Raw genomic sequence first — 25,585 nt, 5'->3', positions numbered from 1 at the left:
CACGGCGGCGCCCCACGGGGCGCCGTTTCCTGTCTCCCGGCGCCCGAGGGCGTGCGCCGCCGCACTCGAGCACGCCTGGACACCCGCATGTCATCAACCGCCTCCATCCCCATCCTCCGACCGTCCGACTACGAGACCCCGTCGCACCCCGGCGACCGCCTGAGCCGCCGCCAGCGGCTGGTGTACGTGCTCGTGCTCGGCGCGCTGACCGCGCTCGGGCCGTTCACCGTCGACCTCTACCTGCCCGCGTTCCCCGTGCTGCAGAGCGAGCTCGGCGTCTCGGCCGCGGCCGTGCAGCTGACGCTCACGGGCACCATGCTCGGCTTCGGCTTCGGCCAGCTCATCGTCGGCCCCTGGAGCGACAAGGTCGGCCGCCGCCTGCCCCTGATCCTCTCGACGGTGCTGCACATCGCAGCCTCCGTGGGTGCGGCGTTCGCGCCCGACATCACGTGGCTGTTCGTGTTCCGCCTGCTCCAGGGCTTCGGCGCCGCGGCCGGCGGCGTCGTGGCCATGGCCATGGTGCGCGACCTCTTCGGCGGCAAGCCGCTCGTGCGCATGCTCTCGCGCCTCGCGCTCGTCAACGGCCTTGCGCCCGTGCTCGCGCCCGTCATCGGCTCGCAGCTGCTCAACGTCATGGACTGGCGCGGCATCTTCATCGTGCTCGGCGTCTACGGCCTCGTCGTCGTGCTCGCCGTCGCGTTCCTCATCGTCGAGACCCTGCCCGAGTCGCGCCGCCACGTGGCCGGCCACTCGACGCTCGGCGACCGGTACAAGGCGCTGTTCCGCGACCGCGTCTACCTCGGCGCCGCGATCGTCGGCGGCATGACCTTCACGGGCCTGTTCGGCTACCTGTCGACCTCGTCGTTCCTCTTCCAGGAGCTGTACGCGTTCACCGCGCAGCAGTACGGCATCCTCTTCGCGGTCAACTCGATCGGCATCATCATCGGCGTGCAGACGAGCTCGCGGCTCATGCGCGGCACCGTGCAGCCGCAGTGGATCCTCGCGATCGCCACGATCGTGCACCTCGCGATGGCCGTCGCGATCATGGTGCTCGACTCCTCGGGCGCCGGGTTCTGGGGCACCGCGATCCCGCTCTGGATCTACATCCTGGCCTGCGGGTTCTCGTTCCCCGCCGTGCAGGTGCTGGCACTCGCGCACCACGGCGCCGAGGCCGGAACCGCGGCGTCGCTCCTCGGCGCGCTGAACTTCGGACTCGCCGGGCTCATCTCGCCGCTCATCGGCCTCATGGGCGTCGGCAGCGCGGTCCCCATGGCGATCGTGCAGATCAGCGCGGCCGTCATCGCGATCGCCGCGCTGTGGCTGCTCGTGCGCCCGAGCACGGTGCCGCCGCTCAGCGACTGACGCGTCGTCGGTAGGGCCTGCGTCGCGCGGGCCGTCCTGCCCTGCGTTCGCATCTCGGGCTGCGTCCGGGTCCGCGCCGGCATCCGAACTCCGGATGCCGGTGGCGGGCGCCCGCGTGTCGGCCGGCTCGCCTCTGCGCGTCGCTCGCGACATCCGGAGTTGCGCCGCGTCGGGTGGTCCGCGCTGTTCCGCACAGTCCGGCGCAGACGTCGCGTCGGTGGCGACCCGCGGGCGAGCCCGAACCGGCCGAGGGCGACGGATGCCGCGTGCCGCGCGCCGAGGCATCCGCCGCCTCGCTAGCGTTGGGCCATGACCGCGCCTGCCGAGCCGCCCGAGCCTGACGACGCCGCCGAGCGCGACGCGGACGCGGAGCCCACCGCCGCCGCGGAGTCGGGGCCCGCGGCCCAGCCCGCCGGCCGCCCCGATGCGACCGTGGCTGCTTCCGACGATCTCGCGCCGCATCAGCGCGCCGCGCGCGTGCACCGCATGGGCCGAAGGGTGCCGCTCATCGCGGGCGGCATCGCGGTGGCGATGGGCGCCCTGCTCGGCCTGGTGATCGCGGTGCGCGCGGGCGGACTGCCGCTCGGGGTCGACGAGGAGTGGTCGCTCGAGCTCGCTGAGGCGCACTCGCCGGCGGCCGACGTCTTCGCCCTGTTCATGAACATGCTGGGCGGCGGCATCGTCGGTGTGATCCTCGTGCCGGTCGGCATCACGATCGCGCTGCTCGTGCTGCGTCGGCCGTGGGCCGCGCTGTACTTCGCGCTGGCCTCGGCCGGCAGCGCCCTCGTGGTGCAGGTGCTCAAGGAGTTGTACGGCCGGCCTCGGCCCGAGGACATGATGGTCACGAGCGACTTCGGTTCATTCCCCTCGGGGCATGTGGCGAACGCGGCGACGATCGCGGTGGCGCTCGGCGTCATCGTGCCGCGGGTCTGGGTGTGGGTGGCCGGGGCGGTGTACACCGTGCTCATGGCGATCAGTCGCACCTATCTCGGCGTGCACTGGCTGACCGACACGATCGGCGGGGCGCTCGTCGGCGCGGGGGTCGCACTGCTGCTCTGGGCGGCGTTCGCGGTGCCCCTCGAGCGGGAGCGGCTGGCGCGGCTCGCGCGCGCCTCGGAGCGGAACGCCGCGCTCGCGCAGGCGCATGTCACGCCGCCGTCGCATCCGCGCCCTCCTCGATGACGCGGCGGCGACGCGTCGATGACGCGTCGACGGCACATCGGCGTCGTGCTCGACTCCGGCGGCACCACTGGGGTACAACGTTGTAGAGTGCTGGCATGAACCCGGAGGCGACATGGCTGTGACGTTGCACGACGTGGCGCGGGTCGCCGGCGTGTCCATCAAGACCGTGTCGAACGTGATCAACGCGTATCCGCACATCCGCCCGGCGACGCGCGAGCGCGTCGAGGCGGCCATCGCCGAGCTCGGCTACGTGCCGAACCTCACCGCCCGCAGCCTGAAGTCGGGGCGCACGGGCGCCATCGCCCTGGCCGTGCCCGAGCTCGGACTCAGCTACTTCGCCGAACTCGCGGCCGCCGTCATCGAGGCGGCCGAGGCGGCGGGGCTCGTGGTGCTCGTCGAGCAGACCGGCGGCGACCGCGACCGCGAGCTCGAACTGCTGCGCAGTCCCCGGCTCAAGATGACCGACGGCCTGATCTTCAGTGCGCTGGGCATGAGCGAGGCGGATGTCGCGAGCCTCCGCGTCGACTTCCCGATGGTGCTGCTCGGCGAGCGCATCTTCGGCGGCCCGATCGACCACGTGACCATGCGCAACGTCGAGGCGGCGCGTGCGGCGACCGAGTACCTCATCGCGTCGGGGCGGCGACGCATCGCCGTGGTCGGCGCCCATGAAGACGAGATCGTGGGGTCGGCCGCGCTGCGCCTGCAGGGGCACCGCGAGGCGCTCGAGGCGCACGGCATCCCGTTCGACGAGTCGCTCATCGGCTACACGACGCTGTGGCACCGTTCGAACGGCGCGAGGTCGATGACCGAACTGCTCGACCGCGGCGTCGCGTTCGACGCCGTCTTCGGCCTGAACGACACGCTCGCGCTCGGTGCGATGCGCGTGCTGCAGGCATCGGGCCGACGCGTGCCCGAGGACGTCGCGGTCATGGGCTTCGACGACCTCGACGAGGCCGGCTACTCGATCCCGTCGCTGACCACGGTCGATCCGGGCCAGAAGTGGATCGCGAAGACGGCCGTCGCGACGCTCGTGGAGCGCATCGCGTCGGGCGCCGAGCTGGGCCCGCCGCGGCTGCTGCTCGCCGACTTCCGCATCGCCGAGCGCGAGTCCGCGGTCGCGGCGCCCGCCGCCTGACCGCGGCGTCCGCGCGGTGTCCGCATGTCGTCGCGAGCTCGGCAACCGCTGTCCGACTCCACTTGACAGCGGGCGCGCCCTTGGGCATCATGTCTCTACAACGTTTACTTTACAACGTTGTACAGCCCGAGCACAGACCACCGGCACAGGGCACCAAGACAGAGTTGTCCACCGCAACAGAAAGAGCACCGCACGATGAAGAGCAAGCTCCTCGCCGTCGGCGGCACGGTCGCCGTCGCGGCCGCAGCCCTCACCGGCTGCAGCGCAGGCGAATCCACCTCCGCCACGGAATGCACCAACAAGATCGTGAACGCCGACGCCACCCAGGTGAGCGTCTGGGCCTGGTACCCGGCATTCGAAGACGTCGTCGACCTCTTCAACGAGAGCCACGACGACGTCCAGATCTGCTGGACCAATGCCGGCCAGGGCAACGACGAGTACACGAAGTTCTCCACCGCCCTCGAGGCGGGGTCGGGCGCCCCCGACGTCATCATGCTCGAGTCCGAGGTGCTCTCGAGCTTCTCGATCCGCGACGGCCTCGTCGACCTCACCGAGTTCGGGGCGAACGACGTGAAGGGCGACTACACCGAGGGTGCCTGGAAGGACGTCTCGAGCGGCGACGCGGTCTACGCGATCCCCGTCGACGGCGGCCCCATGGGCATGCTCTACCGCCAGGACATCCTCGACCAGTACGGCATCGCCGCCCCCACCACGTGGGACGAGTTCGCCGCCGCCGCGAAGACCCTGAAGGACGCGGGCGCGCCCGGCGTGCTCGCCGACTTCCCGACGAACGGTCGCGCCTACAACCAGGCGCTGTTCGCGCAGGCCGGTTCGGTGCCGTTCGCGTACGACAACGCGAACCCCACCGAGATCGGCATCGACGTCAACGACGAGGGTTCGAAGAAGGTCCTGAGCTACTGGAGCGACCTCGTCGACCAGGGCCTCGTCGCGACCGACGACGCGTTCACGGCCGACTACAACACGAAGCTCGTCGACGGCAGCTACGCCATCTACGTCGCCGCGGCCTGGGGCCCCGGCTACCTGAGCGGTCTCTCGGATGCCGACAGCGACGCCGTGTGGCGCGCAGCGCCGGTTCCCCAGTGGGACGCCGCGAACCCCGTGCAGATCAACTGGGGCGGCTCGACCTTCGCCGTGACGAGCCAGGCGAAGGACAAGGAGGCGGCCGCGGTCGTGGCCAAGGAGGTCTTCGGCACCGAGGAGGCGTGGAAGATCGGCATCGAACAGGCCGCCCTGTTCCCACTGTGGAAGCCGATCCTCGAGTCCGACTACTTCCGCGACCTCGAGTACCCGTTCTTCGGCGGTCAGCAGATCAACAAGGACGTCTTCCTCGAGGCGGCGGCCGGCTACACCGGCTTCACCTTCAGCCCGTTCCAGAATTACGCGTACGACCAGCTCACCGAGCAGCTCTACGCGATGACGCAGGGCGAGAAGAGCTCCGACCAGGCGCTCGACGACCTGCAGTCCTCGCTCGAGACCTACGCCGGCGAGCAGGGCTTCACCCTGGAGTAACCGGTCGGGGGGGGGGGGGGGGGGGGGCCCCCCCGCCCCCCCCCCCCGCCCCTCACCGACCCCCGACCGACCGCCTCGACGAGGAGAGCGAGCATGACCACCCAGACCACCGCCGGGCCGAAGCCCGTCGCGACGCGCCGCACCGGCACGACGCGCGCGCCCGGCTCGCGCCTCGAGCGCCGCCGCCAACGCTGGGGCTGGCTCTTCGTCTCCCCGTTCCTCGCGGTGTTCGCCCTGTTCCTGGTGTTCCCGTTGTTCTACGCGTTCGGCATGAGCCTGTTCACGTCGACGCTCGCGACGGGCACGAAGTTCACCGGCATCGGCAACTACGTGAAGGCGTTCACCGACCCGCTCTTCATGGAGGGCCTGCTGCGCGTCGCCGCGTTCGCGATCGTCATGATCCCGGCGCAGCTGATCGTCGCGCTCCTCGCGGCGCTCGTGCTCGACTCGCTGACCTCGTGGCTGTCGAAGCTCTCGCGGCTGCTCATCTTCGTGCCGTACGCGATTCCCGTGGTCATCGGCGCACTCATGTGGAGCTTCCTCTACAGCCCGAAGTTCGGGCCGAGTGCGACGCTCTTCACGGCCGTGGGCCTGCCCACACCCGACTTCCTCGCGTCGGGCACGATCTTCGGCAGCCTCGTGAACATCGTCACCTGGCAGTGGTCGGGCTACTACATGGTCGTCATCTACGCGGCGCTTCGGTCGATCGACCCGTCGATCTACGAGGCGGCCCGCATCGACGGCGCCAACGGCCTGCAGACCGCGCTCCGCATCAAGCTCCCGATGATCTCGTCGTCGATGGTCATGGTGATCACGTTCGCGCTCATCGGCACGCTCCAGTTCTTCACCGAACCGGTGGTGCTGCGCAACATCGCGCAGGGCGCGATCGACGCGGCGTACACGCCGAACATGTACGCGTACTCGCTGGCGTTCTCGTACAGCCAGTTCAACTACGCCTCGGCGATCGCGTTCTCGCTCGGCGCGCTCGTATTCGCCGGCTCGTACCTCTTCCTCTTCCTCACCCGCAAGCAGAGCGGACTCAAGTGATGGCCATCCTCAACACCCGCGGCGACCGCGCCGACGCCCTCACGACCGTCACGGGCGTGCCCGACCACGAATATCGCGGCCCCCGGGGCGCGCGGGGCGACGGCCGCCGCAAGGGCGGGCGCCGCATCGGCTCGCACGTGTTCCTGATCATCCTCGCGATCTACTTCATCGTGCCGATCTGGTGGCTGTTCGTCGCCGCCACGAAAGACACGGCAGGCCTGTTCAGCAGCCCGGCGTTCTGGTTCGACGACACGTTCGCCCTGTTCTCGAACATCGGCGAGCTGTTCACCCACCAGGGCGGCATCTACTGGCGCTGGCTCGGCAACTCGTTCCTCTACGCGTTCGCGGGCGGCATCGGCGCCACGATCCTCGCGATCCTCGCGGGCTACGGCTTCGCCAAGTACCGGTTCCGCGGGCGCAACGGCGTCTTCGGCGTGATCCTCGGGTCGGTCATGGTGCCGCTCACGGCGCTCGTGATCCCGACGTTCATGCTCCTCAGCCAGTACGGCATCATCAACACCCCGTGGGCGGTGATCCTGCCCTCGCTCCTGAGCCCGTTCGGCGTGTACCTCATGCGCATCTACACGCAGGACGCGGTGCCCGACGAGATGCTCGAGGCCGCCCGCATCGACGGCGCCGGCGAGATCCGCACGTTCTTCCAGGTGGCCCTGCCGCTGCTGAAGCCCGCGATCGTCACGGTGCTGCTGCTCTCGGTCGTCGGCACGTGGAACAACTTCTTCCTGCCGCTGGCCGTGCTCACCGACCCGCAGCTGCTGCCCGTCACCGTCGGCCTCAACCGCTGGACCGCGCTGTCGAACGCCGGCGCGGGCGGCGAGCAGGTCTGGAACCTCATCACGTCGGGCTCGTTCATCTCGGTGATCCCGCTCGTGCTCTCGTTCCTGTTCCTGCAGCGCTACTGGCAGGGCGGCCTGGCCATCGGTTCCATCAAGTGACGGATGCCGCGGCATCCGCACGACCTTCGCACCACCTCTCGACCCACCGACCACTCGACCTCGACCGACCCTCGACTTCGATCCTGAAATGAGCATCATGACCACCGCACGCCTCACCGTCGACCCGCACTTCGCCGTCGGCCGCATCGACCGCCGCGTCTTCGGCGGGTTCGTCGAGCACCTCGGCCGCCACGTCTACGACGGCATCTACGAGCCCGGCCATGAGAGCGCGGATGCCGAGGGCTTCCGCTCCGACGTCGTCGAGCTCGTGAAGGAGCTCGGCGTCTCGACCATCCGCTACCCGGGCGGCAACTTCGTGTCGGGCTTCCGCTGGGAGGACTCGGTCGGGCCGCGCGAGGAGCGCCCCCGCCGTCTCGACCTCGCATGGCACTCGACCGAGACGAACGAGGTCGGCCTGCACGAGTTCCAGGGCTGGCTCGACAAGGTCGGCAGCGACCTCATGCTCGCGGTCAACCTCGGCACGCGCGGCACGCTCGAGGCGCTCGACCTGCTCGAGTACACGAACATCGCCGGCGGCACGGCGCTCTCGCAGCGCCGCATCGACAACGGCCGCACCGACGCGTTCGGCGTGAAGATGTGGTGCCTCGGCAACGAGATGGACGGCCCGTGGCAGCTCGGCCACCGCTCGGCCGACGACTACGGCAAGATCGCCTCGCAGACGGCCAAGGCGATGCGCCAGCTCGACCCGTCGGTCGAGCTCGTGGTGTGCGGCTCGTCGAGCGCGCACATGCCGACGTTCGGGGAGTGGGAGCGCGTCGTGCTGACGCACGCCTACGACGACGTCGACTACATCTCCTGCCACGCGTACTACGAGGAGCGCGACGGCGACCTCGACTCGTTCCTCGCGTCGGCGGTCGACATGGACCACTTCATCGAGTCCGTCGTCGCGACGGCCGACCACGTCAAGGCCGTGAACGGCAGCTCGAAGAGCATCAACATCTCGTTCGACGAGTGGAACGTCTGGTACATCGAGCGGTTCCACGGGGTCGACAAGATCGAGGGCATCGACAACTGGCCGGTCGCCCCGCGCCTGCTCGAGGACGTCTACTCGGTCGCCGACGCGGTCGTGTTCGGCAACCTCATGATCTCGCTGCTGAAGCACTCCGACCGGGTCACGAGCGCCTCGCTCGCGCAGCTCGTGAACGTCATCGCGCCGATCATGACCGAGCCGGGCGGCATCGCCTGGCGCCAGACGACGTTCTTCCCGTTCTCGATCACGTCGCGCCTCGCGCAGGGCGAGGCGCTCGAGCTGAAGCTCGATGCGCCCACCTACTCGACGAAGGCGTACGGCGAGGTCCCGCTCGTCGACGCCGTCGCCACGCACGACGCCGAGACCGGCCGCTCGGCCGTGTTCCTCGTGAACCGCTCGCAGACCGAGGCGATCACCGTGACCGTCGACGTCAGCGGCCTCGGCGACGTCGCCGTGCTCGAGTCGCACACGCTCACCGACGACGACGTGTACGCGAAGAACACGCTCGAGCAGCCCGAGCGCGTGGCCCCGAGCGCGAACGAGTCGATCTCGATCGCCGGCGGCGAGCTCACGATCACCCTGCCGCCCGTGTCCTGGTCGGCCGTCTCGCTGGGCTGAGCACGCCGGCCGTCCCGTCGTACGCATCCTGTCGTACGGTGGTGACGGCCGGCGCGTCCGGGCGGTGCACTCCGCTCGGGCGCGCAGCCGCGACATCCGCGGGGCCCGAACGACCACGACGACGGGAGCACGATGACCGAACGCACCGGTGCGGGCCGCAACTGGGCCGGCAACCTCGAGTACGGCGCCGCACGCATCGCACGGCCGACCTCGGTCGACGAGCTGTCCGAGCTCGTGGCCTCGGCGGCGAACGCAGGTGCACCCGGCGGCGCGACCCGCGTGCGCGCCCTCGGCTCGCGGCACAGCTTCAACCGCATCGCCGACACCGAGGGCCTGCTCGTCGAGACGGCCGGCCTGCCGGCGCACGTCGAGATCGACGCCGAGGCGCGCACCGCACGGGTCTCGGCCGGCCTCCGTCACGGCGAGGTCGCCGAGGCGCTCGACCGCGAGGGCTGGGCGCTCGCGAACCTCGCGTCGCTGCCGCACATCTCCGTCGCCGGAGCGGTCGCCACGGGTACCCACGGCTCGGGCGACCGCCTCGGCTCGCTCGCGACCCAGGTCGCCGCGCTCGAGCTCGTCGCAGCCGACGGGTCGCTTCGCCGGCTCCGCCGCGGCGAGCCCGACTTCGACGGCGCGGTCGTCGGCCTCGGCGCGCTGGGCGTCGTCACGGCGCTCGAACTCGACATCGAACCGACCTACGAGGTCGCCCAGCGCGTGTTCGAGCGGCTCCCGCTCGAGGCCGTGCTCGCCGACCTCGATGCCGTCACGGGCCTCGCGACCTCGACGAGCCTGTTCACGACCTGGCGCGACCCCGACGTCATCGACCAGCTCTGGCTGAAGCAGCGAACGGATGCAGCGGCGTCCGAGGCCCTCCCTGAGACGCTCGCGGCGATGGGCGTGCACGCGGCGACCGTGAAGCGGCACCCGCTGCCGGGCGTCTCGGCCGAGCACTGCACCGACCAGCTCGGGCTGCCGGGCCCGTGGTTCGAGCGCCTGCCGCACTTCAAGCTCGGCTTCACCCCGTCGAACGGCGACGAGCTGCAGTCGGAGTTCCTCGTGCCGCGCGAGCACGCCGCCGACGCGATCGCCGCCGTGCGCGGGCTCGCCGGGTCGATCGCGCCCCTGCTCCAGGTGTGCGAGATCCGCACGGTCGCGGCCGACACGCTGTGGCTGTCGTCGTCGTACGAGCGGCCGGCCCTCGGCCTGCACTTCACCTGGCTGCCCGACCAGCCGGCGGTCGAGGCGCTGCTGCCGACGCTGCAGGCCGCACTCGCGCCGTTCGAGGCGCGCCCGCACTGGGGCAAGCTCTTCGACGTCGCGGAGGCGAGCGAGCGGATGCCGCAGCTCTACGCCCGCTGGAACGACTTCCGTTCGCTCGCGGCCCGGTACGACCCGAACGGCGTGTTCCGCAACGACCTGCTCGAGCGCCTCGGACTCTGACGCGTTCCGCGGACACGCGGAGGCTGCCGGAACGAGGAAGCCCCCGGATCGCGAACGATCCGGAGGCTTCCCGCATGCCGGCCGTACCGGGAGACCGGTCGGCCGTCAGTCGAACAGGTCGGTCTGCAGCACGGCGAACAGCACGGCGTGGACACGGTCGCGCAGGCCCTCGCCGACCCCGACCGGGTCGGCCTCGAGCGCCGACTTCGTCTGGTTCGCGGTCGAGGTCGGCAGCATCGCGAGCATCAGGTCGTTGCCGTAGCGCACCGCGAGCGCGGGGTCCATCCAGCCGCCGAGCACCGCGTCGGTCGACACGACGCCGTCGAAGCCCCACTCGCCGCGGAGCACGTCCTGCAGCAGCTGCTCGTTGCCGCCGGCCCACCGGCCGCCGATGTTCATGAACGAGGTCATCGCGCCCGAGGCATCCGCCTCCTTGACCGTGATCTCGAAGGGACGCAGGTAGAGCTCGCGCATGGCCTGCTCGTCGACGAAGATGTTCATGCCCGGGGCACGGGCGCTCACCTCCTGCTCGTTGAGCGCGAAGTGCTTCATGAACGTCAGCACGCCCTTGCTCTGCGCGCCCTCGACCATGGCGGCGCTCATCTTGCCCGAGAGCAGCGGGTCCTCGGAGAAGTACTCGAAGTTGCGGCCGCCCATGGCGGTGCGGTGCAGGTTCATGCCGGGGGCGTACCAGCCCTGCACGCCGTAGGCGTTGGCCTCGGCGCCGACCGCTTCACCGAGTGCGGCGGCGAGTTCGTCGTTCCACGTCGACGCCACCACGACCTGCGTCGCGAACGACGCCGCCCCGAGGTCGCCGAAGAGGTAGTTCAGGCCGGCCGGGCCGTCGAGCAGCACCGACTTCGGGATGCCGAGCCGCTCGACGTCCTCGGTCACGTAGGCGCCGTTGGCGAAGAGCGAGATCTGCTCGTCGGCCGTGAGCTGGTCGAGGAACTGCTCCCACTTCGGGTCGTCGTAGTCGAGGCCCTCGAGGTCTTCGAGCACGATGCCGTTGTCGGCGCCGTACGTGGGCGCCTCGCCGTCGGCGGGTGCGATCTCGGGGTCCATGCGTTCGAGGAGCTCGTCGGATGCCACGAGGTCCATGTCCGAGCTGTCGGGGTAGGTGCCCTCCCAGTCGCTGCGCGACAGCGTGGTGAGCCCCTCACCGGCGTAGCCGAAGCGGTTCTCGAGCGCGGTGCCCGTGGTCTCGTCGGTGTCGTAGACGACATCGGCGGCCACGTCGGTCTCGAACGAGGCGACGGGCGTGTGCACGTCGGTGCCGACCGTGATGCCGTACGTGCCCTGCTCGAGCAGGTAGGTGCCGGTCGCGTCGTCCCACGACGACATGTCGCGCTTCGCGAACTCGACGGTCACGGTCTCGGATGCGCCGGGCTCGAGCAGCGACGTCTTCGCGTAGCCCGCGAGCTCGATCGCCGACTTCTCGATGCCGCCGTCGGTGTACGGCGCCGAGAAGTAGACCTGCACGACGTCCTTGCCCGCGACGTCGCCCGTGTTCGTCACCGTCACATCGACGGAGAGGTCGTCGTCGCCGACCACGGGCTGCGCCGCGTCCCAGGCGAAGTCGGTGTAACTCGTGCCGTAGCCGAAGGGGAACTGCACCGCGGCGGCGTAGCCGGCCTCGTCGCCGAGGTAGCGGGTCTCGTAGTAGCGGTAGCCGACGTAGATGCCCTCCTCGTACTCGAGCACGCTGCGGGAGGCGTTCTCGTAGCGGAAGTCGCCGAGGTTCTCGGCCGCGGGAGCCGCGGTGATGTCGCGCGCGTAGGTGTCGGTGAGGTGGCCCGACGGGTTCACCTCGCCCGTCAGCACCTTCGCGAGCGAGACCGCGCCGCGCGGGCCGGGGGTGCCGATCCACACGGCACCGGTGATCTGCGGGTACTCCTCGACGAAGCCGAGCTCCATCTGGTTGCCCGAGTTGACCACGACGACGACGTCGTCGAAGTTCGCGGTCACGACGTCGAGCAGGTCGCGCTGGGCGTCGCTGATGCGGAGGCTCTCCGCCGTCTGGTCGGCCGCCTCGGAGGCGCCGGAGCCGATCACGACGAGCGCGGTGTCGGCGTAGTCGCGCGCCTGGGCGAGCACGTCGTCGGTGAGGTAGTCGGGCTCGGGCTCGGGCTCGTCGCCGCCGGTGAGCATCGCGAGGATGCCGAGCAGGCCGCTGGGGGCGTCGGACTTCGTCTCGGCGCCGGCGTCCTCCATGGCGGAGCGCAGCTCGCCGTTGACCTCGACGCCCTGCTGGTCGAGCGCGTCGTACAGGCCGACGGCGCTCGCCTGGTTCGCGCCGCCCGATCCGGCGCCGCCGAACCGGAGGTTGAACGACGCGAAGCTGAAGACGTTCAGGCGGTCGCCTGCGAGCGGCAGCACGTCGCCCTCGTTCTTCAGGAGCACGATGCCCTCGTCGGAGATCGCCTCGGTGACCTCGGTGCTGTGCTCGCGTGCGGCCTCGCCCGCGGCGGTCGAGCTGTCGAGCTCGATCGAGGTGAGCCGGCCGATGTCGCGCACGACGGGCGCGACGAGCACGGCGACGACGGCGACGATCGCCACGACGACGCTCCAGCCGATGATGCGGCGGGGGCGCGCCTTGATCCTGCGGTAGGCGCGCTCGCGACGCTTGAGCTCGCGGAACTCGGTGCGCGACATCGAGGCGCGGGCGGCCTTGCGCTCGGCCTTGGCCGCCTGCTTCGCCTCGCGGGCGGCGGCGCGGTCGGCCGCCTTGGCCGCCTTGCGGTCTGCGGGCGACATCGCCTTCAGTTCCGCCTTGCGCGCGCGCTTCGCGGCCTTCTCGGCCTGGACGCGGGCGACCGCCTCCTGCGTGATCTCTTTCCGGGTGGGCATTTCTCAGTTCGCTTTCGGGTCGCGGTTCTTGGTGGCGCGCAGCTTCCATGCCGCGCTGATGAGGCGGCGTGCGCCGCGGAAGAAGTAACGGTTGACCATGAGGAGCAGGCCGTCGAGCATGTCCTCGTCGAATGCCCCGCCCGACAGGCGGGGGATCGAGCGGAACGGCAGGTCGAGCGCGAAGTGGGTGTTGTTCGCGGCGAGGGGGCGCTTCAGGCGCATGAGCACGTCGTGGCTCGTCGTGATCAGCCAGTACAGGAGCCCGGCGAATCCGCCGCGACCCTTGGTCTGCGCGATGATGTCGTCGCGCGTGAGCGGACGCTCGGCGTCCCACTCGGCGTCGGGCAGGGGGCGGCCGAGCAGCGTCTCGAACTCCGCGGCGTCGACGGCGTCGACACGGCCCGAGACGTAGCTCGGCAGGTCTCGCTCGTGGGCGAACGACCAGGCCTCGCCGTCGATCTCGATCGATTCGCGAAGGCGGATGTCGCGCGACGACGCCCCGGCGAGCACCGCGTAGGTGCCGGGCACCGTGCGCCAGTCGTGCGTGGCGACGTCGTACGCGTCGAACGCGTGCTCGGCGAGGGCCACCTCGACGATGGCGCGCTCGCCGGGCTCGAGCGCGACCTTCGCGAAGCCGCCGAGCTCGCGCGGTGCGCGGAAGCGGCCGCTCGCGGCATCCGGAGCCTCGAGGTAGACCTGCACGATCTCGGAGCCGGCGCGCTCGCCCGTGTTGGTCACGGCGACGCTGACGGTCGAGGCGCCGACGACGAGGTCGGAGTACGCGAAGCTCGTGTAGCTCAGGCCGTGGCCGAAGGGGTAGCGCACGGCGGCGCCGACCTTGTCGTAGTGGCGGTAGCCGAGGTAGATGCTCTCGCGGTGCTCGCTCGTCGCCTCGGTGCGGCGGAAGGTCGCCGCCGACGCGACGTCCTCGTAGCGCAGCGGGTAGGTCTCGGCGAGCTTGCCGCTCGGGTTGACCGCGCCGGTGAGCGCGTCGACGACCGCGCGGCCGCCGCCCTGGCCCGCGAGGTAGCCGTGCAGGATCGCGTCGACCCGATCGGCGAACGGCAGCTCGACGGGCGAGCCGCCCGCGAGCACGACGATGACGCGCGCGCCGAGCGCGAGCAGTTCCTCGACGAGGTCGAGCTGGTTCTGCGCGAGGCGCATGTGGGTGCGGTCGACGGCCTCGGCCTCGGCGGACTCGTCGAGCCCGAGGAAGAGCAGCACGGTGTCGGCCTTCGCCGCGAGGGCGAGCGCACGTCGGCGACGGGCCTTCGAGGGGCCGTCCATGCGTGAGAACCCGGGTTCGAAGCCGATGACGTCGAGGTCGGAGGCGCGCAGCGCGTCGAGGGCGGAATCGATGCGCGTGGGGTTCACGAGCGAGCTGCCGGCGCCCTGGTAGCGCGGGGTCTCGGCGAAGTCGCCGATGACGGCGACGCGGCCGGCGCCGGCGGCCGAGGCGAGCGGCAGGGCCCCGTCGCGGTTGGCGAGCAGCACGAGCGAGCGGCGGGCCGACTCGACGGCGAGGGCGTGGTGCGCATCGAGGTCGGCGGGGGAGACGTGGCCGGTGCCGGTGCCGGTGCCGGTGCCGGTGCCGGTGCCGGTGCTCGTGCCGGTCGGCTTCGGCGCCGTGCGCTCGATGAGCGTCAGCAGCTCGGCCACGCGGGCGTCGAGCAGCGCGATATCGAGCTCGCCCGACTCGACCGCGCGCACGATCTCGGCATCGGTGACGCCGTTCGTCGACGGCATCTCGAGCGCGTTGCCGGCGACGAGGCCCGCGACGCGGTCGTTGCTGCCGCCCCAGTCGGTCACGACGAGCGCGTCGAAGCCCCAACGTCGGCGCAGGATGTCGAGCATGAGCTCGTGGTTCTCGTTGGCGTAGGTGCCGTTGACCCGGTTGTACGAGCTCATCACGGTCCACGCGTCGCCCTCGGTGATCGCGATGCGGAAGCCCTCGAGGTAGAGCTCGTGCAGGGCCCGCTCGTCGACGACCTCGTCGATCGACATGCGGTGGGTCTCCTGGCTGTTCACCGCGAAGTGCTTGGCCGATGCGGCGACGCCCTGCGACTGCACGCCGCGGATGAAGGCGGCGGCCATCGTACCCGCGAGCAGGGGGTCTTCGGAGAAGTACTCGAAGTTGCGGCCGGCCAGCGGATTGCGCTTGATGTTCAGGCCGGGGCCGAGCAGCACACTGACCTGTTCGGCCGCCGCCTCGGCGCCGAGCGACTCGCCGACCAGGCGGAGCAGGTCGACGTCCCAGCTGTTGGCGAGCGTGGCGGCCGTGGGGAAGCAGGTCGCCGGGATGCTCGCGTTCAGGCCGAGGTGGTCGGCCGCGCCGCCCTGCTTGCGCAGGCCGTGGGGGCCGTCGGTGAGCATGATCGCGGGAACGCCGAGGCGGTCGACCGCCTTCGTGTTCCAGAAGTTCGCGCCCGACATCAGCGACGCCTTCTCCGAAAGGGTCAGCTGCGCAAGCAGCTGCTGGATGCGCTCGGGCATGGGGCTCCTCGGACGACGTCGGTCGATGTGCCCGCCGGTGGGGGCCGGCAGGCGTGCTGCCGCACGGGCGGCGCAGTGCTATGGTAACCGAATTCCACCACATGGTGGAATTCGGGCTGAGCGGCGAAGGGGCCGTGGAAGCATGGAGACGTGATGACGACCGACGACGAACTGATCGAGCGCCTCGAGGGCTACGTCAACGGGCGCGCCACCAAGCACCAGATCGTGGCCAGGGCGGCCGAGGCGTTCGCGCAGCAGGGGTTCCACGGCGCCTCCGTGCGCGGCATCGCGCGGGCCGCCGGCGTCGACCACTCGACGCTGCTGCACCACTTCGGCAACAAGACCGCACTGCTGCAGGCCGTCCTCGAATGGCAGGACGCCCAGCACCTGCCCGACGACCTGTCGACGCTGTCGACGGAACCCACGCCTGCGGCCGTCGCCGACGGGTTCGTCGCGACCGCCCGCCGCAACCTCGCGGCCCCCGGCCTCGTGCAGCTGCTCTCCGTGATGTCGGCCGAGGCCGGGTCGCCCGACCACCCGGCCCGCGAGTTCATGGCACGTCGTCAGCTGATCCCGCGCGACATCATGGCCGCGACGATCCGCGCGCAGCGCCTCGCGGGCGCGGTCGCCGACGACGGACTCACTCCGGAGGAGAGCGCCGCGGTGCTCATCTCCACGTGGGAGGGGCTGCAGGTCTACGACGCGCTGCACCCCGGCGAGCTCGACGTTCCCGAACTGCTCGGCCGGGCACTGCGCCGCGCCTTCGGCCTGACGGACCCGGTCTAGCCGCCTGCGAACGGCGGCAGGATGTCGACCTGCTCGCTGAGCGCTGCCGCGGGGTCGCGCTCGACGCGCCCGCCCACGAGGAACGAACCCGACCTCAGCACGCGTTCCATGGGCGCGCCGTAGCGGGCGAGCAGCACCTCGCGAAGGTCTGCGACGGTGGCGGATGCCGCGAGCTCGAGTCGTTCCTGTTCGAGCCCGGCCGCTTCGGCGGCCGCAGCGAAGTACCGAACGGTCACGAGCGTCACGGGTTCGATGGTACCCGGGAGGATGCCACCAGGCGGGTGCGTGCGAGGATGGCAGCATGAACCCCGCCCCGCTCGTCGAGCCGGGCCCGCCGCTGACGGCCGAGCGGGTCTCGCGCTTCAGCCGCCAGCTCATGCTCCCAGGCTTCGGCGAGCTCGCGCAGCGCCGTCTCGCGGCCGCCCGGGTGCTCGTCGTGGGCGCAGGGGGCCTCGGCAGCGCGCTCGTGCCCTACCTCGCCGGCAGCGGCGTCGGCACGATCGGCATCGTCGACGACGACACGGTCGAACTCTCCAACCTGCACCGGCAGGTCAGCCACGGCGTCGCCGACGTCGGGCGGGCGAAGGTCGACTCGCTGGCCGACACGGTCGCAAGCATCGATCCGGAGTGCCGCGTCATCCGTCATCGCGACCGCCTCACCTCGGCGAACGCGCTCGAGGTGCTCGCCGGGTACGACCTCGTGGTCGACGGCAGCGACAACTTCCCGACCCGCTACCTCGTGAACGATGCCGCGCTGCTCACGGGCATCCCGCTCGTTTGGGGCTCGATCCTGCGGTTCCACGGCCAGGTCGGCGTCGCGTGGCGCGAGCACGGGCCGACCTACCGCGACCTGTTCCCCGTGCCCCCGTCGCCCGACGAGGTGCTCTCGTGCGAGCAGGGCGGCGTGCTGCCGAGCGTGTGCGCCTGGGTCGGCGCCCTCATGTCGACCGAGGTCGTGAAGCTCGTCACGGGCGTCGGCGAGCCGCTGCTCGGCCGCGTCACGACGATCGACGCCCTCACGGGGCGCTCGCGCGAGCTCTCGTACCTGGCGATCGCCGATGCCCCTCGGATCACCTCGCTCGTCGACTACGAACGCTTCTGCGGGCTCGAGCCCGCCCCATCGACGATCGAGACGGCGACGGATGCCGCGGCCGCCGCGCTCGCCGCAGCCTCCGCCCCGCGCGGGGTCACCGCGGCCGACCTGCTCGCCCGGGTGCGCGGCGGCGAACCGGTGCGCCTGCTCGACGTCCGCGAGCCCGCCGAGGCCGAGCTGCGACGCATCGCCGGCAGCGAGCTGCTGCCGCTCGGCGACCTGGCGGCGGGCGATGAGCCCTCGGCCGGCGCCGGCACGCTCGTCGTCTACTGCGAACAGGACCTCCGCTCGCGCCGCGCCGCGCGCCTGCTCCTCGAACGAGGACACGACGACGTCGTGTTCCTCGTCGGGGGCATCGACCGCTTCGCGAGCGTCGCCGCCGATCTCGTCGAACGCTAGGAGTTCCATGCGCCACACGCCCCGCTACCTGATGACCGACCCCGACGAGGTCAAGCGGCTCATCCGCGGCAACGCGTGGGCCACGTTCGTCTCGCCCGCGAGCACCGGACTCGTGGCATCCCACTATCCGGCGATCCTCGACGAGGAGGCCGACGGCATCACGATCATCAGCCACTTCGGGCGTCCAGACGAGATCGCGCACGAGCTCGGCCAGCACGAGATCCTCGTGATCGTGCAGGGGCCGCACGACTACGTCTCGCCGAGCTGGTACGCCCCGGGCGACGTCATCCCGACCTGGAACCACGTCACCGCGCACCTCTACGGCACGCCCGAGATCCTGGGCGACGACGAGAACTACGAGATGCTCGGGCGGCTCACCGACCACTTCGAGCAGCACCACGCCGGCGGCCGCAGCCTCGCCGACGACGAAGAGGGCACGCGCCGGGTCGCCAAGGGCACCGTCGGCCTGCGCATGAGCGTCGACCGGTTCGACGCCCGGGCGAAGCTCAGCCAGAACAAGGCTCCGGATGTCGCGGCGAACGTCATCGCGCACCTCGACGAGCGCAATCCGGGCCTCGCCGACGAGATGCGCCGAGCCCGCTCCGAGCCGCCGCAGGCCTAGCGGCGCTCAGCCGCCGGGCCCGCCGGGCTCGCCGGTCGAGGAGCGCAGCGACTCGAGACCAGGACGCCGCTGGACCTCAGCCGCCGATGTAGCTCATCTCGACCTTGGGCCGCGCAGCGCGCAGCTCTGGCGTGAGCGTCGCGCGCACCTCGGAGTAGCGGTCGTCGCGCGCACCCCAGATCGCGCCCATGGCGTCGGCGAGGCCGTCGTCGTCGATGCCGCCGCGCAGCAGCGCGCGCAGGTCGTGGCCCTCCGACGCGAACAGGCACGTGAACAGGCGCCCCTCGGTCGAGATCCGGGCCCGGTTGCAGCTGCCGCAGAACGCCTGGGTGACACTCGAGATGACCCCGATCTCGCCGCCGCCGTCGACGTAGCGCCAGCGGGCGGCGGTCTCACCGGGGGCCGTCGCGCCGACGGCGGCCAGCGGCATCCGTTCGCCGATGCGCTCGACGATCTCGGCCGAGGGCACGACCTCGCCGAGTTCCCATCCGTTCGACGTGCCGACGTCCATGTACTCGATGAAGCGCAGCGTGAACGGCGTGCCCCTGAAGTGCTCGGCCATCGGCAGGATCTCGTGGTCGTTGAGGCCGCGCTTGACGACCATGTTGACCTTGACGGGGCCGAGGCCGGCATCGTGCGCCGCCTGGATGCCGTCGAGCACGCGCCCGACCGGGAACCGCACGTCGTTCATCGCCTGGAACAGCTCGTCGTCGAGCGAGTCGAGCGAGACCGTGACGCGCGTCAGCCCGGCGGCCTTCAGCGAGGCGGCCTTCATCGCGAGCGCCGAGCCGTTCGTCGTGAGGGCGATCTCGAGCGGTCGACCGTCGGGCGTGCGCAGCTCGGCGAGCTGTGCGATGAGGCCCTCGAGCCCGCGCCGCAGCAGCGGTTCGCCGCCCGTGAGCCGCAGCTTCTCGACGCCGTGCGCCGCCGCGACCCGGGCGATGCGCGTGATCTCCTCGAAGCTCAGCAGCTCGTCGCGATCGAGGAACGCGTAGTCGCGGCCGAACACGCTCTTCGGCATGCAGTACACGCAGCGGAAGTTGCAGCGGTCGGTGACCGAGATGCGCAGGTCGCGCAGGGGTCGGTCGCGCGCGTCGGCGAGGCGCCCCGTCGAGGGCAGTCGCATCGCCGTGCTCGTCATGACAGCCCCTTCCGTGCCGTCAACGCTAACACCGGGCCATGTGCGCCTCGCCGAGGCATCCGTCATGCTGAGCTGAACCGCGGGCCGGCGTCACTCCCAGGAGCGGCCCGCCCTGGGCCCACGCGACCGGAGGCTCCGCGCAGCGCGTCAGCGATGCGTGGAGGGGTCGTGGGGAGTGTCGTAGTCGGCCTCGAGCTCGCCCTGCTCCGGCCGCTCGCCCTCGGGCACGTGCTGCAGGTTGACCCGCACGCGGTACCAGAGCGAGCTCGACCCCCGCATGCCGTCGACGAGCACGTCGGCGGGGTGCAGCTGCGCGACGACGCCCGGGTTCCTCGACTTCCATGCCTCGAGGGCGTCGAGCGCCTCGGGCTTCGTCTTCGTGCGCGCGATCTCGATGAGCGGCATGGTCGACGCGCGCCGCCCCGAGCCGTCGCCCGCGCGCGGCGGCTTCTCGGCCGGGCCGAGCTCCTCCGCGAGGCGGAGCAGCCCCTCGAGGCTGCCGGGAGTCGCGTCGTCGATTCCGGATGCCGCGTCGCCGCGCTCGGCGCACCGCTCCAGCACGGTCGGCACCGTGAAGCGCTCGGGGTTGGAGCCCCGAACCTCGCTCCAGTCGAGCGGGGTCGACACGCGCGCGTCGGGCAGCGGACGCACCGAGTACGCCGATGCGACCGTGCGGTCCTTCGCGTTCTGGTTGAAGTCGACGAACACGCTCTCGCCGCGCTCCTCCTTCCACCAGCGGGCGGAGGCCATGCCGGGCGCCCGGTTCTCGACCTCGCGGGCGAGCGTCTCGGCGGCGAGCCGCACCTCGCGGAAGTCCCACCTGGGTTCGATGCGCACGGTGATGTGCAGGCCGCGCGAGCCGGAGGTCTTCGGCCAGCCGACGAGTCCGTGGTCCTCGAGCACCTCGCGGGCGACCATGGCCACGTCGATGATCTGCGCCCAGTCGACGCCCGGCATCGGGTCGAGGTCCACGCGGAGCTCGTCGGGGTGGTCGAGGTCTTCGGCCCGTACCGGGTGCGGGTTCAGGTCGAGGCATCCGAGGTTCACGACCCACGCGAGCGCCGCCCGGTTGCGGATCACCGCCTCCTCGGCCGACGTGCCGCGCGCGTAGTGCAGCGTCGCGGTGTCGACGTAGTCGGGGTGGTTCTCGGGCACGCGCTTCTGGAAGAACGCCTCGGCGCCGATGCCCTTCACGAACCGCTTCAGCACCATCGGGCGCCCGCCGGCCCCGCGCAGGGCCCCGTCGGCCACGGCGAGGTAGTAGTGCACGAGGTCGAGCTTCGTAATGCCCGGTTCGGGGAACACGACCTTGCTCGGGCTCGAGATGCGCACCTCGTGCCCGTCGACCTCGATCGTCGTGGCCTCGCCCTTCGAAGGACTCACGGGCTCAACACTATGGCGCTCGCCCGCGCTGCGACAGGGCTGCCGGCGAGCCGCTCAGCCGGTGACGGCCGAGCCGGCGACGGATGCCGCGGCAGCACCCGAGGCCGCGGCGCGCGCGTAGGCGCGGGGCGTCTCGCCGATGACCGCGCGGAACTGCCGCGAGAAGTGCGCCTGGTCGGCGAAGCCGAGCGATGCCGCGAGGTCGGCCAGCGGGGGAGCGTCGGGCGCCGCGAGCACCTGCGCCGCCTCCTGCATGCGGTACCGCCCGATGAGCCACTTCGGCGTCAGCCCGAGCTGCTCGCGCACGAGGCGTTGCAGGGCGCGGAGACCGAGCCCGGCGGACTCGGCGAGCTGCTCGGCGCGCACGATCGAGCGGTCGGTCTCGGCGAGCTCGACGATGCGGCCGACGAGCGCGGCATCGGCGTCGAGCTCGAGGTGGAGTCCGCGCAGCCAGTGCTCGAACGCGTCGAGTGCGCCCGCATCGTCGTCGGCGTCGAGCGCGGAGCGGATATCGGCGGCGAGTGCTGCGGCGCTCGCCGCATCCACGCCGCGCAGCTCGGCGAGCGGCATCGAGGAACCGATGAGCGCGCGCACGGCTCCAGGCACGAGGCGCCGGGAGACGCCGGGCTGCAGCAGCGCGCCGAGCGCCGCCCCGTCGCCTTCGAGCCGCTGGAATCCGCGCCCGAGCGCCGGCCCGTGGAGCGCCGCCGACGTCGCGTCGATCACGAGGTTCGCCGACGGGTACTCGAGCACGCCCTGCTCGATGACGACGCCGGGCGGCAGTCGCCAGCGGGGGATCCACACGTGCCGCACGAGCTGGGCGAGGTCGGCGCTCACCGCGTGGCGCGCGAGCCGGACCGGTGCGGCCGGAGAGGACGCCTGCTCGGCCGCCGCCTCGGCGAGCGGCGCGATGCCCGGCTCGCCGGCCGGCCCCGCGAGCACGCCCTTGACCGCCGCGCCCGCACGCGAGCGCCAGTACTCGTCGCCCGTCGATTCGCCGTGCATCGCGCTGGGCGCATCACGCACCGCCCCGTCACGCGTCGTGCCGTCGCGCGTTGCGCCGTCACGCGTTGCGCCGTCGCGCGTCGCGCCGTCGAGCACGGCGCCATCGAGCGCCGCGACCTCGTGCATCGCGCCCTCCTGCATCGCGCCGTCGTGCACCCCGCCATCACTCATGCCATCAGTATGGCCACGGCCGCCGACCTCGCCCGCTCGGTTCCCGCCACGCCGTTCTCAATCGGCGAATGCCAGTTCCGCCTCATCGTTGAGGCGGAACTGGCATTCCCGATCCGGGAAGTCCGAGTCCGCCGCGACGCACGAGATGGAGGCTGGGTGACCGCCCCGCGTACCGGTCGCGTTTGTTCAAGACGCCCGCCCGCGGCATCCGTAGCGTGACGGATGTCGCGGCCGAGGCGTCGTGACGAACCTGAGGAGGACAGCATGAGCGACTTCGAGGCGACCCTGTACATCGCCGCCGACCCGCAGCGCGTGTGGGACGCGATCACGGGCGAGGAGGGCAGCCGCGCCGTCATGTGGGGCTCGGCGCTGCGCGGCGACCTGACCCCCGGCAGCCGCTACGAGTACGTCGGCCCCGGACAGGACGGCGACGAGACCGTCCACGTCTACGGAGAGGTGCTCCAGGCGGAGCCGGGCGCGCTGCTCCAGCTCACCGAGCACCCGGGACCGACCTACCGCGAGAACCACGCCGAGCTCACGAGCCGCATGACCTGGCGCCTCGAGCCGGCCGGCGACGACCTGACGAAGCTGACGTTCACGAACGACCAGTGGAGCGACGCGCACCCCGCAGAGACGGACACCGCCGAGACCTGGCCGCTCGTGCTCTCGAGCTTCAAGTCGTGGATCGAGACGGGCCGCGCGCTGCCGTTCCCGTCGTGACCGGGCGGCCGTGCGGGTGGCGCCGCGGCGCCCGGCATCGCGTGGAGTAGGTTTGGGCGACCCACCGGACGACCGAACACGGAGCGAACACCATGCGGCGAATCCTCGACTTCCGGATCGTGCGCTGGGAGTTCAAGGTGCTCTACATCGCCGTCGCGTGGATCGTCGGGTACGTGATCGTCAACGCGCTCGCCTCGATCGGCGTGCCGATCGAGGTCGTGACCCTCGTCAACCTCATCACGCTCGCCGTGCCGTTCGCCCTGGCAGTGCGCGTCTTCCGCGGTCAGGGGGAACCGGTGGAGCCGGCCCGTGCCTGGTGGCGAATGACGGCGTGGCCGACCCTCAGCCTGCGGCTCGGGGTGCTGTTCACCATCGTCGCGGCGTTCGGCGCGTTCAGCGTGGTGATCGCCATCGTGGGCGCGGAATTGCCAGGCCTCGGCCGAACGCCTGGAATCGGCCCGACGGTAGGCGGCACCCTCGAGGCCGCTCTCCTCGCATTCCTGTACCTCAACTCCGCCGTGCGCCTGAAGCGCGCGGGCATCGCGAAGCCCGAGCGTCTGCCGAAGTCCATCCGGCTGAAGTAGCCGGTCGCGCGACCCCGCCCCGACCCGTCCGCCCGGCGCGCCGCGCTCGCGGCCTGTCGCCCGGGCGAGGTGCGTCGCTAGCATGGCGACATGGGGGACGACGCGGTCGAGCAGGCACAACGGGCGGCAGCAGCGGCGGCCGAGGCGGCGGCAGCGCTGCAGGCGCAGGCCGCGGAGGCGATCCGCAAGGCCGAAGAGGCGGCGGCGCTCGCGCAGGCGGCGGCCGAGGCCCAGCAACGGGCGACGGATGCCGCGGCGAACGCCGCGCCCGAGGCATCCGCGGTGCCCGACGCGCCGTCCGAACCGCCCGCCGCGCCCGACGCGAACGCGGGCGCAGCCCCTGCACCTCCGGAACCCGCACCGCCGGCACCCGCGCAGCCCGCCGCCGATGCGCCGCTCGACGCCGACGGCGTCGCCGGCATCCGCTCGGGCTACACGTTCGAGGGCGCCGCGCTCGAGATGGGCGCGCTCGTGAACGGCGAGGCGCTGCCCGACGTGCAGGTGCGCATCCCGCTCGCCATGACGAACCGGCACGGACTCGTCGCGGGTGCGACCGGCACGGGCAAGACGCGCACGCTCCAGGTGCTCGCCGAGCAGCTCGCCGCCAACGGGGTCGCCGTGTTCGCGGCCGACATCAAGGGCGACCTCTCGGGCATCGCGACGCCGGGCGAGGGCAACGAGAAGCTGCTCAAGCGCACGGCCGGCATCGGGCAGGCGTGGGAGGCGGCCTCCTTCCCCGTGGAGTTCTTCTCGCTCGGCGGCATCGGCAAGGGCGTGCCGATCCGGGCGACCGTCGCGGGCTTCGGACCGCTGCTGCTCAGCAAGGTGCTCGGGCTCAACGACACGCAGGAGTCGAGCCTCGGGCTCGTCTTCCACTACGCCGAGAACAACGGCCTCGCGCTGCTCGACCTCGAAGACCTGCGGGCGGTGCTGCAGTACCTCACGAGCGTCGAGGGCAAGGGCGAGCTCGACGGCCTGGGCGGGCTCTCGAAGGCGACGGTCGGCGTGATCCTGCGCGAACTCGTCGCGTTCGCCGAGTCGGGCGCCGACGCGTTCTTCGGCGAACCCGAGATCGACACCGCGGAGTTCCTGCGCGTGGCCCCCGACGGCCGCGGCATCGTGAGCCTGCTCGAGGTGCCGGGCGTCGCCGACAAGCCCGCGCTGTACTCGACGTTCCTGATGTGGCTGCTCGCCGACCTCTTCAACGACCTGCCGGAGGTGGGCGACCTCGACAAGCCCAAGCTCGTGTTCTTCTTCGACGAGGCGCACCTGCTCTTCGCCGACGCGTCGAAGGACTTCCTGCAGCAGGTCGTGCAGACCGTGCGCCTCATCCGCTCGAAGGGCGTCGGCATCTTCTTCGTGACGCAGACCCCGAAGGACGTGCCCGCCGACGTGCTCGCGCAGCTCGGTTCGCGCGTGCAGCACCAGCTGCGCGCGTTCACGCCCGACGACGCCAAGGCGCTGCGGGCCACGGTGTCGACGTATCCGAAGTCGGGGTACGCGCTCGAAGAGGTGCTCACGACCCTCGGCACGGGCGAGGCGATCGTCACGGTCATGAACGAGAAGGGCGCGCCGTCGCCGGTCGCGTGGACCCGCCTCCGCGCCCCGCAGGCCCTCATGTCGCCGACTCCGGATGCCGCGATCGACGCCGCGGTCGCGGCTTCGCCGCTGCAGGCGAAGTACGGCTCGCCCGTCGATCGCGAGTCCGCGCACGAGATCCTCACGGCGAAGATGAACGCCGCGGCGGCCGCCGCCCAGGCCGTCGAGGACGCGGCCGCGAAGGCGAAGGCCGACGCCGAGCTCGCCAAGCAGCAGGCCGCCGTCGACAAGCAGCGCGAGAAGGAGGAGAAGGCCGCGCAGGCCGAGTACGACCGCATGATGAAGCGCACCTCCGGCACATCACGCACGGGGTCGGGCACGTCGCGCAGCACCGGATCCTCGCGCGGCAAGGACACCTCGGTGCTCGAGCAGGTGCTCGGCTCGAAGGCCACGCGCGACGTGCTCACGAGCGTCGTGCAGGGCATCTTCGGCACGCGGCGCCGGCGATGAGTGACGTTCGTCCGGATGCCGTAGGCTCGCC

The 25,585-nt window shown here is 71.5% G+C and carries 20 protein-coding genes; 14 read left to right on the top strand and 6 right to left on the bottom strand.

Annotated elements, in window-relative coordinates; translation table 11 throughout:
• The first annotated feature begins 87 nt into the window (after nt 1-87).
• From GQR16_RS11875 to GQR16_RS11840, 8 genes are all read left to right on the top strand, one after another.
• Nucleotides 88-1,362, top strand: a complete 1,275-nt coding sequence (locus tag GQR16_RS11875; RefSeq protein WP_157415354.1) for a multidrug effflux MFS transporter — start codon at nt 88-90, stop codon at nt 1,360-1,362.
• 309 nt (nt 1,363-1,671) lie between these two features.
• The gene (locus GQR16_RS11870) at nt 1,672-2,544 is read left to right on the top strand and encodes a phosphatase PAP2 family protein (RefSeq protein WP_246200764.1); all 873 of its coding nucleotides are present in this window, start codon (nt 1,672-1,674) and stop codon (nt 2,542-2,544) included.
• 112 nt (nt 2,545-2,656) lie between these two features.
• Nucleotides 2,657-3,679: a LacI family DNA-binding transcriptional regulator gene (locus GQR16_RS11865; protein WP_157415353.1), complete on the top strand. Its 1,023-nt coding sequence runs from the start codon at nt 2,657-2,659 to the stop codon at nt 3,677-3,679.
• Between the two features lie 195 nt (nt 3,680-3,874).
• On the top strand, nt 3,875-5,209 hold the full coding sequence (locus tag GQR16_RS11860) for an ABC transporter substrate-binding protein (protein ID WP_157415352.1): 1,335 nt from the start codon (nt 3,875-3,877) through the stop codon (nt 5,207-5,209).
• 93 nt (nt 5,210-5,302) lie between these two features.
• Nucleotides 5,303-6,256 (top strand): carbohydrate ABC transporter permease, encoded by a 954-nt coding sequence (locus tag GQR16_RS11855; protein WP_157415351.1) that lies wholly within the window; start codon nt 5,303-5,305, stop codon nt 6,254-6,256.
• Nucleotides 6,256-7,209 (top strand): carbohydrate ABC transporter permease, encoded by a 954-nt coding sequence (locus tag GQR16_RS11850; RefSeq protein WP_157415350.1) that lies wholly within the window; start codon nt 6,256-6,258, stop codon nt 7,207-7,209. The genes GQR16_RS11855 and GQR16_RS11850 overlap by 1 nt, the downstream gene beginning before the upstream one ends.
• A 97-nt stretch (nt 7,210-7,306) precedes the next feature.
• Nucleotides 7,307-8,818 carry an arabinosylfuranosidase ArfA gene (arfA, locus tag GQR16_RS11845; protein WP_157415349.1) on the top strand — a complete coding sequence of 504 codons (1,512 nt, stop codon included), beginning with the start codon at nt 7,307-7,309 and terminating at the stop codon, nt 8,816-8,818.
• Between the two features lie 132 nt (nt 8,819-8,950).
• A complete protein-coding gene (locus tag GQR16_RS11840) occupies nt 8,951-10,258 on the top strand; it encodes an FAD-binding protein (protein WP_157415348.1) in 1,308 nt (435 codons plus the stop codon).
• Between the two features lie 105 nt (nt 10,259-10,363).
• On the opposite strand, the gene GQR16_RS11835 is transcribed toward GQR16_RS11840, so the two are convergent.
• Both GQR16_RS11835 and GQR16_RS11830 read right to left on the bottom strand, forming a co-directional pair.
• Nucleotides 10,364-13,108, bottom strand: coding sequence for a glycoside hydrolase family 3 protein (locus tag GQR16_RS11835; protein ID WP_157415347.1), 2,745 nt, complete (start codon nt 13,106-13,108; stop codon nt 10,364-10,366).
• Between the two features lie 3 nt (nt 13,109-13,111).
• On the bottom strand, nt 13,112-15,601 hold the full coding sequence (locus GQR16_RS11830) for a glycoside hydrolase family 3 C-terminal domain-containing protein (protein ID WP_157415346.1): 2,490 nt from the start codon (nt 15,599-15,601) through the stop codon (nt 13,112-13,114).
• 153 nt (nt 15,602-15,754) lie between these two features.
• Here GQR16_RS11830 and GQR16_RS11825 point away from each other — a divergent pair, with 153 nt between their 5' ends.
• Nucleotides 15,755-16,387 (top strand): TetR/AcrR family transcriptional regulator, encoded by a 633-nt coding sequence (locus tag GQR16_RS11825; RefSeq protein WP_246200794.1) that lies wholly within the window; start codon nt 15,755-15,757, stop codon nt 16,385-16,387.
• Here the strand turns inward: GQR16_RS11825 and GQR16_RS11820 are convergent.
• Complete coding sequence (locus tag GQR16_RS11820) at nt 16,384-16,632, bottom strand: MoaD/ThiS family protein (protein ID WP_157415344.1); 249 nt, start codon at nt 16,630-16,632, stop codon at nt 16,384-16,386. The two genes, GQR16_RS11825 and GQR16_RS11820, sit on opposite strands and share 4 nt — an antisense overlap.
• Before the next feature lie 56 nt (nt 16,633-16,688).
• Between GQR16_RS11820 and GQR16_RS11815 the strand changes: the two genes are divergently transcribed.
• Both GQR16_RS11815 and GQR16_RS11810 read left to right on the top strand, forming a co-directional pair.
• On the top strand, nt 16,689-17,879 hold the full coding sequence (locus GQR16_RS11815; protein ID WP_157415343.1) for a ThiF family adenylyltransferase: 1,191 nt from the start codon (nt 16,689-16,691) through the stop codon (nt 17,877-17,879).
• A gap of 7 nt (nt 17,880-17,886) precedes the next feature.
• Complete coding sequence (locus GQR16_RS11810; RefSeq protein WP_157415342.1) at nt 17,887-18,501, top strand: FMN-binding negative transcriptional regulator; 615 nt, start codon at nt 17,887-17,889, stop codon at nt 18,499-18,501.
• Nucleotides 18,502-18,577: 76 nt separating this feature from the next.
• On the opposite strand, the gene moaA is transcribed toward GQR16_RS11810, so the two are convergent.
• The 3 genes from moaA to GQR16_RS11795 form a co-directional block, all read right to left on the bottom strand.
• The gene (gene moaA, locus GQR16_RS11805; protein WP_157415341.1) at nt 18,578-19,642 is read right to left on the bottom strand and encodes a GTP 3',8-cyclase MoaA; all 1,065 of its coding nucleotides are present in this window, start codon (nt 19,640-19,642) and stop codon (nt 18,578-18,580) included.
• A 147-nt stretch (nt 19,643-19,789) separates the two neighbouring features.
• Entirely contained in the window at nt 19,790-21,025 is a 1,236-nt protein-coding gene (locus tag GQR16_RS11800) for a DNA polymerase domain-containing protein (RefSeq protein WP_157415340.1), read from the bottom strand.
• 54 nt (nt 21,026-21,079) lie between these two features.
• A complete protein-coding gene (locus tag GQR16_RS11795; protein ID WP_246200763.1) occupies nt 21,080-22,201 on the bottom strand; it encodes an AraC family transcriptional regulator in 1,122 nt (373 codons plus the stop codon).
• Between the two features lie 264 nt (nt 22,202-22,465).
• Here GQR16_RS11795 and GQR16_RS11790 point away from each other — a divergent pair, with 264 nt between their 5' ends.
• The 3 genes from GQR16_RS11790 to GQR16_RS11780 all read left to right on the top strand — a co-directional run bounded on the left by GQR16_RS11790 (nt 22,466) and on the right by GQR16_RS11780 (nt 25,554).
• Complete coding sequence (locus tag GQR16_RS11790; protein WP_157415339.1) at nt 22,466-22,921, top strand: SRPBCC domain-containing protein; 456 nt, start codon at nt 22,466-22,468, stop codon at nt 22,919-22,921.
• A 92-nt stretch (nt 22,922-23,013) separates the two neighbouring features.
• Nucleotides 23,014-23,505, top strand: a complete 492-nt coding sequence (locus tag GQR16_RS11785; protein ID WP_157415338.1) for a hypothetical protein — start codon at nt 23,014-23,016, stop codon at nt 23,503-23,505.
• A gap of 90 nt (nt 23,506-23,595) precedes the next feature.
• Nucleotides 23,596-25,554 carry a helicase HerA-like domain-containing protein gene (locus GQR16_RS11780; protein WP_157415337.1) on the top strand — a complete coding sequence of 653 codons (1,959 nt, stop codon included), beginning with the start codon at nt 23,596-23,598 and terminating at the stop codon, nt 25,552-25,554.
• Nucleotides 25,555-25,585 lie beyond the last annotated feature (31 nt).

It is taken from the genome of Agromyces allii (assembly GCF_009749385.1).
Classification (GTDB): domain Bacteria; phylum Actinomycetota; class Actinomycetes; order Actinomycetales; family Microbacteriaceae; genus Agromyces; species Agromyces allii.
This window is presented reverse-complemented; position numbering and strand designations above follow the sequence as displayed.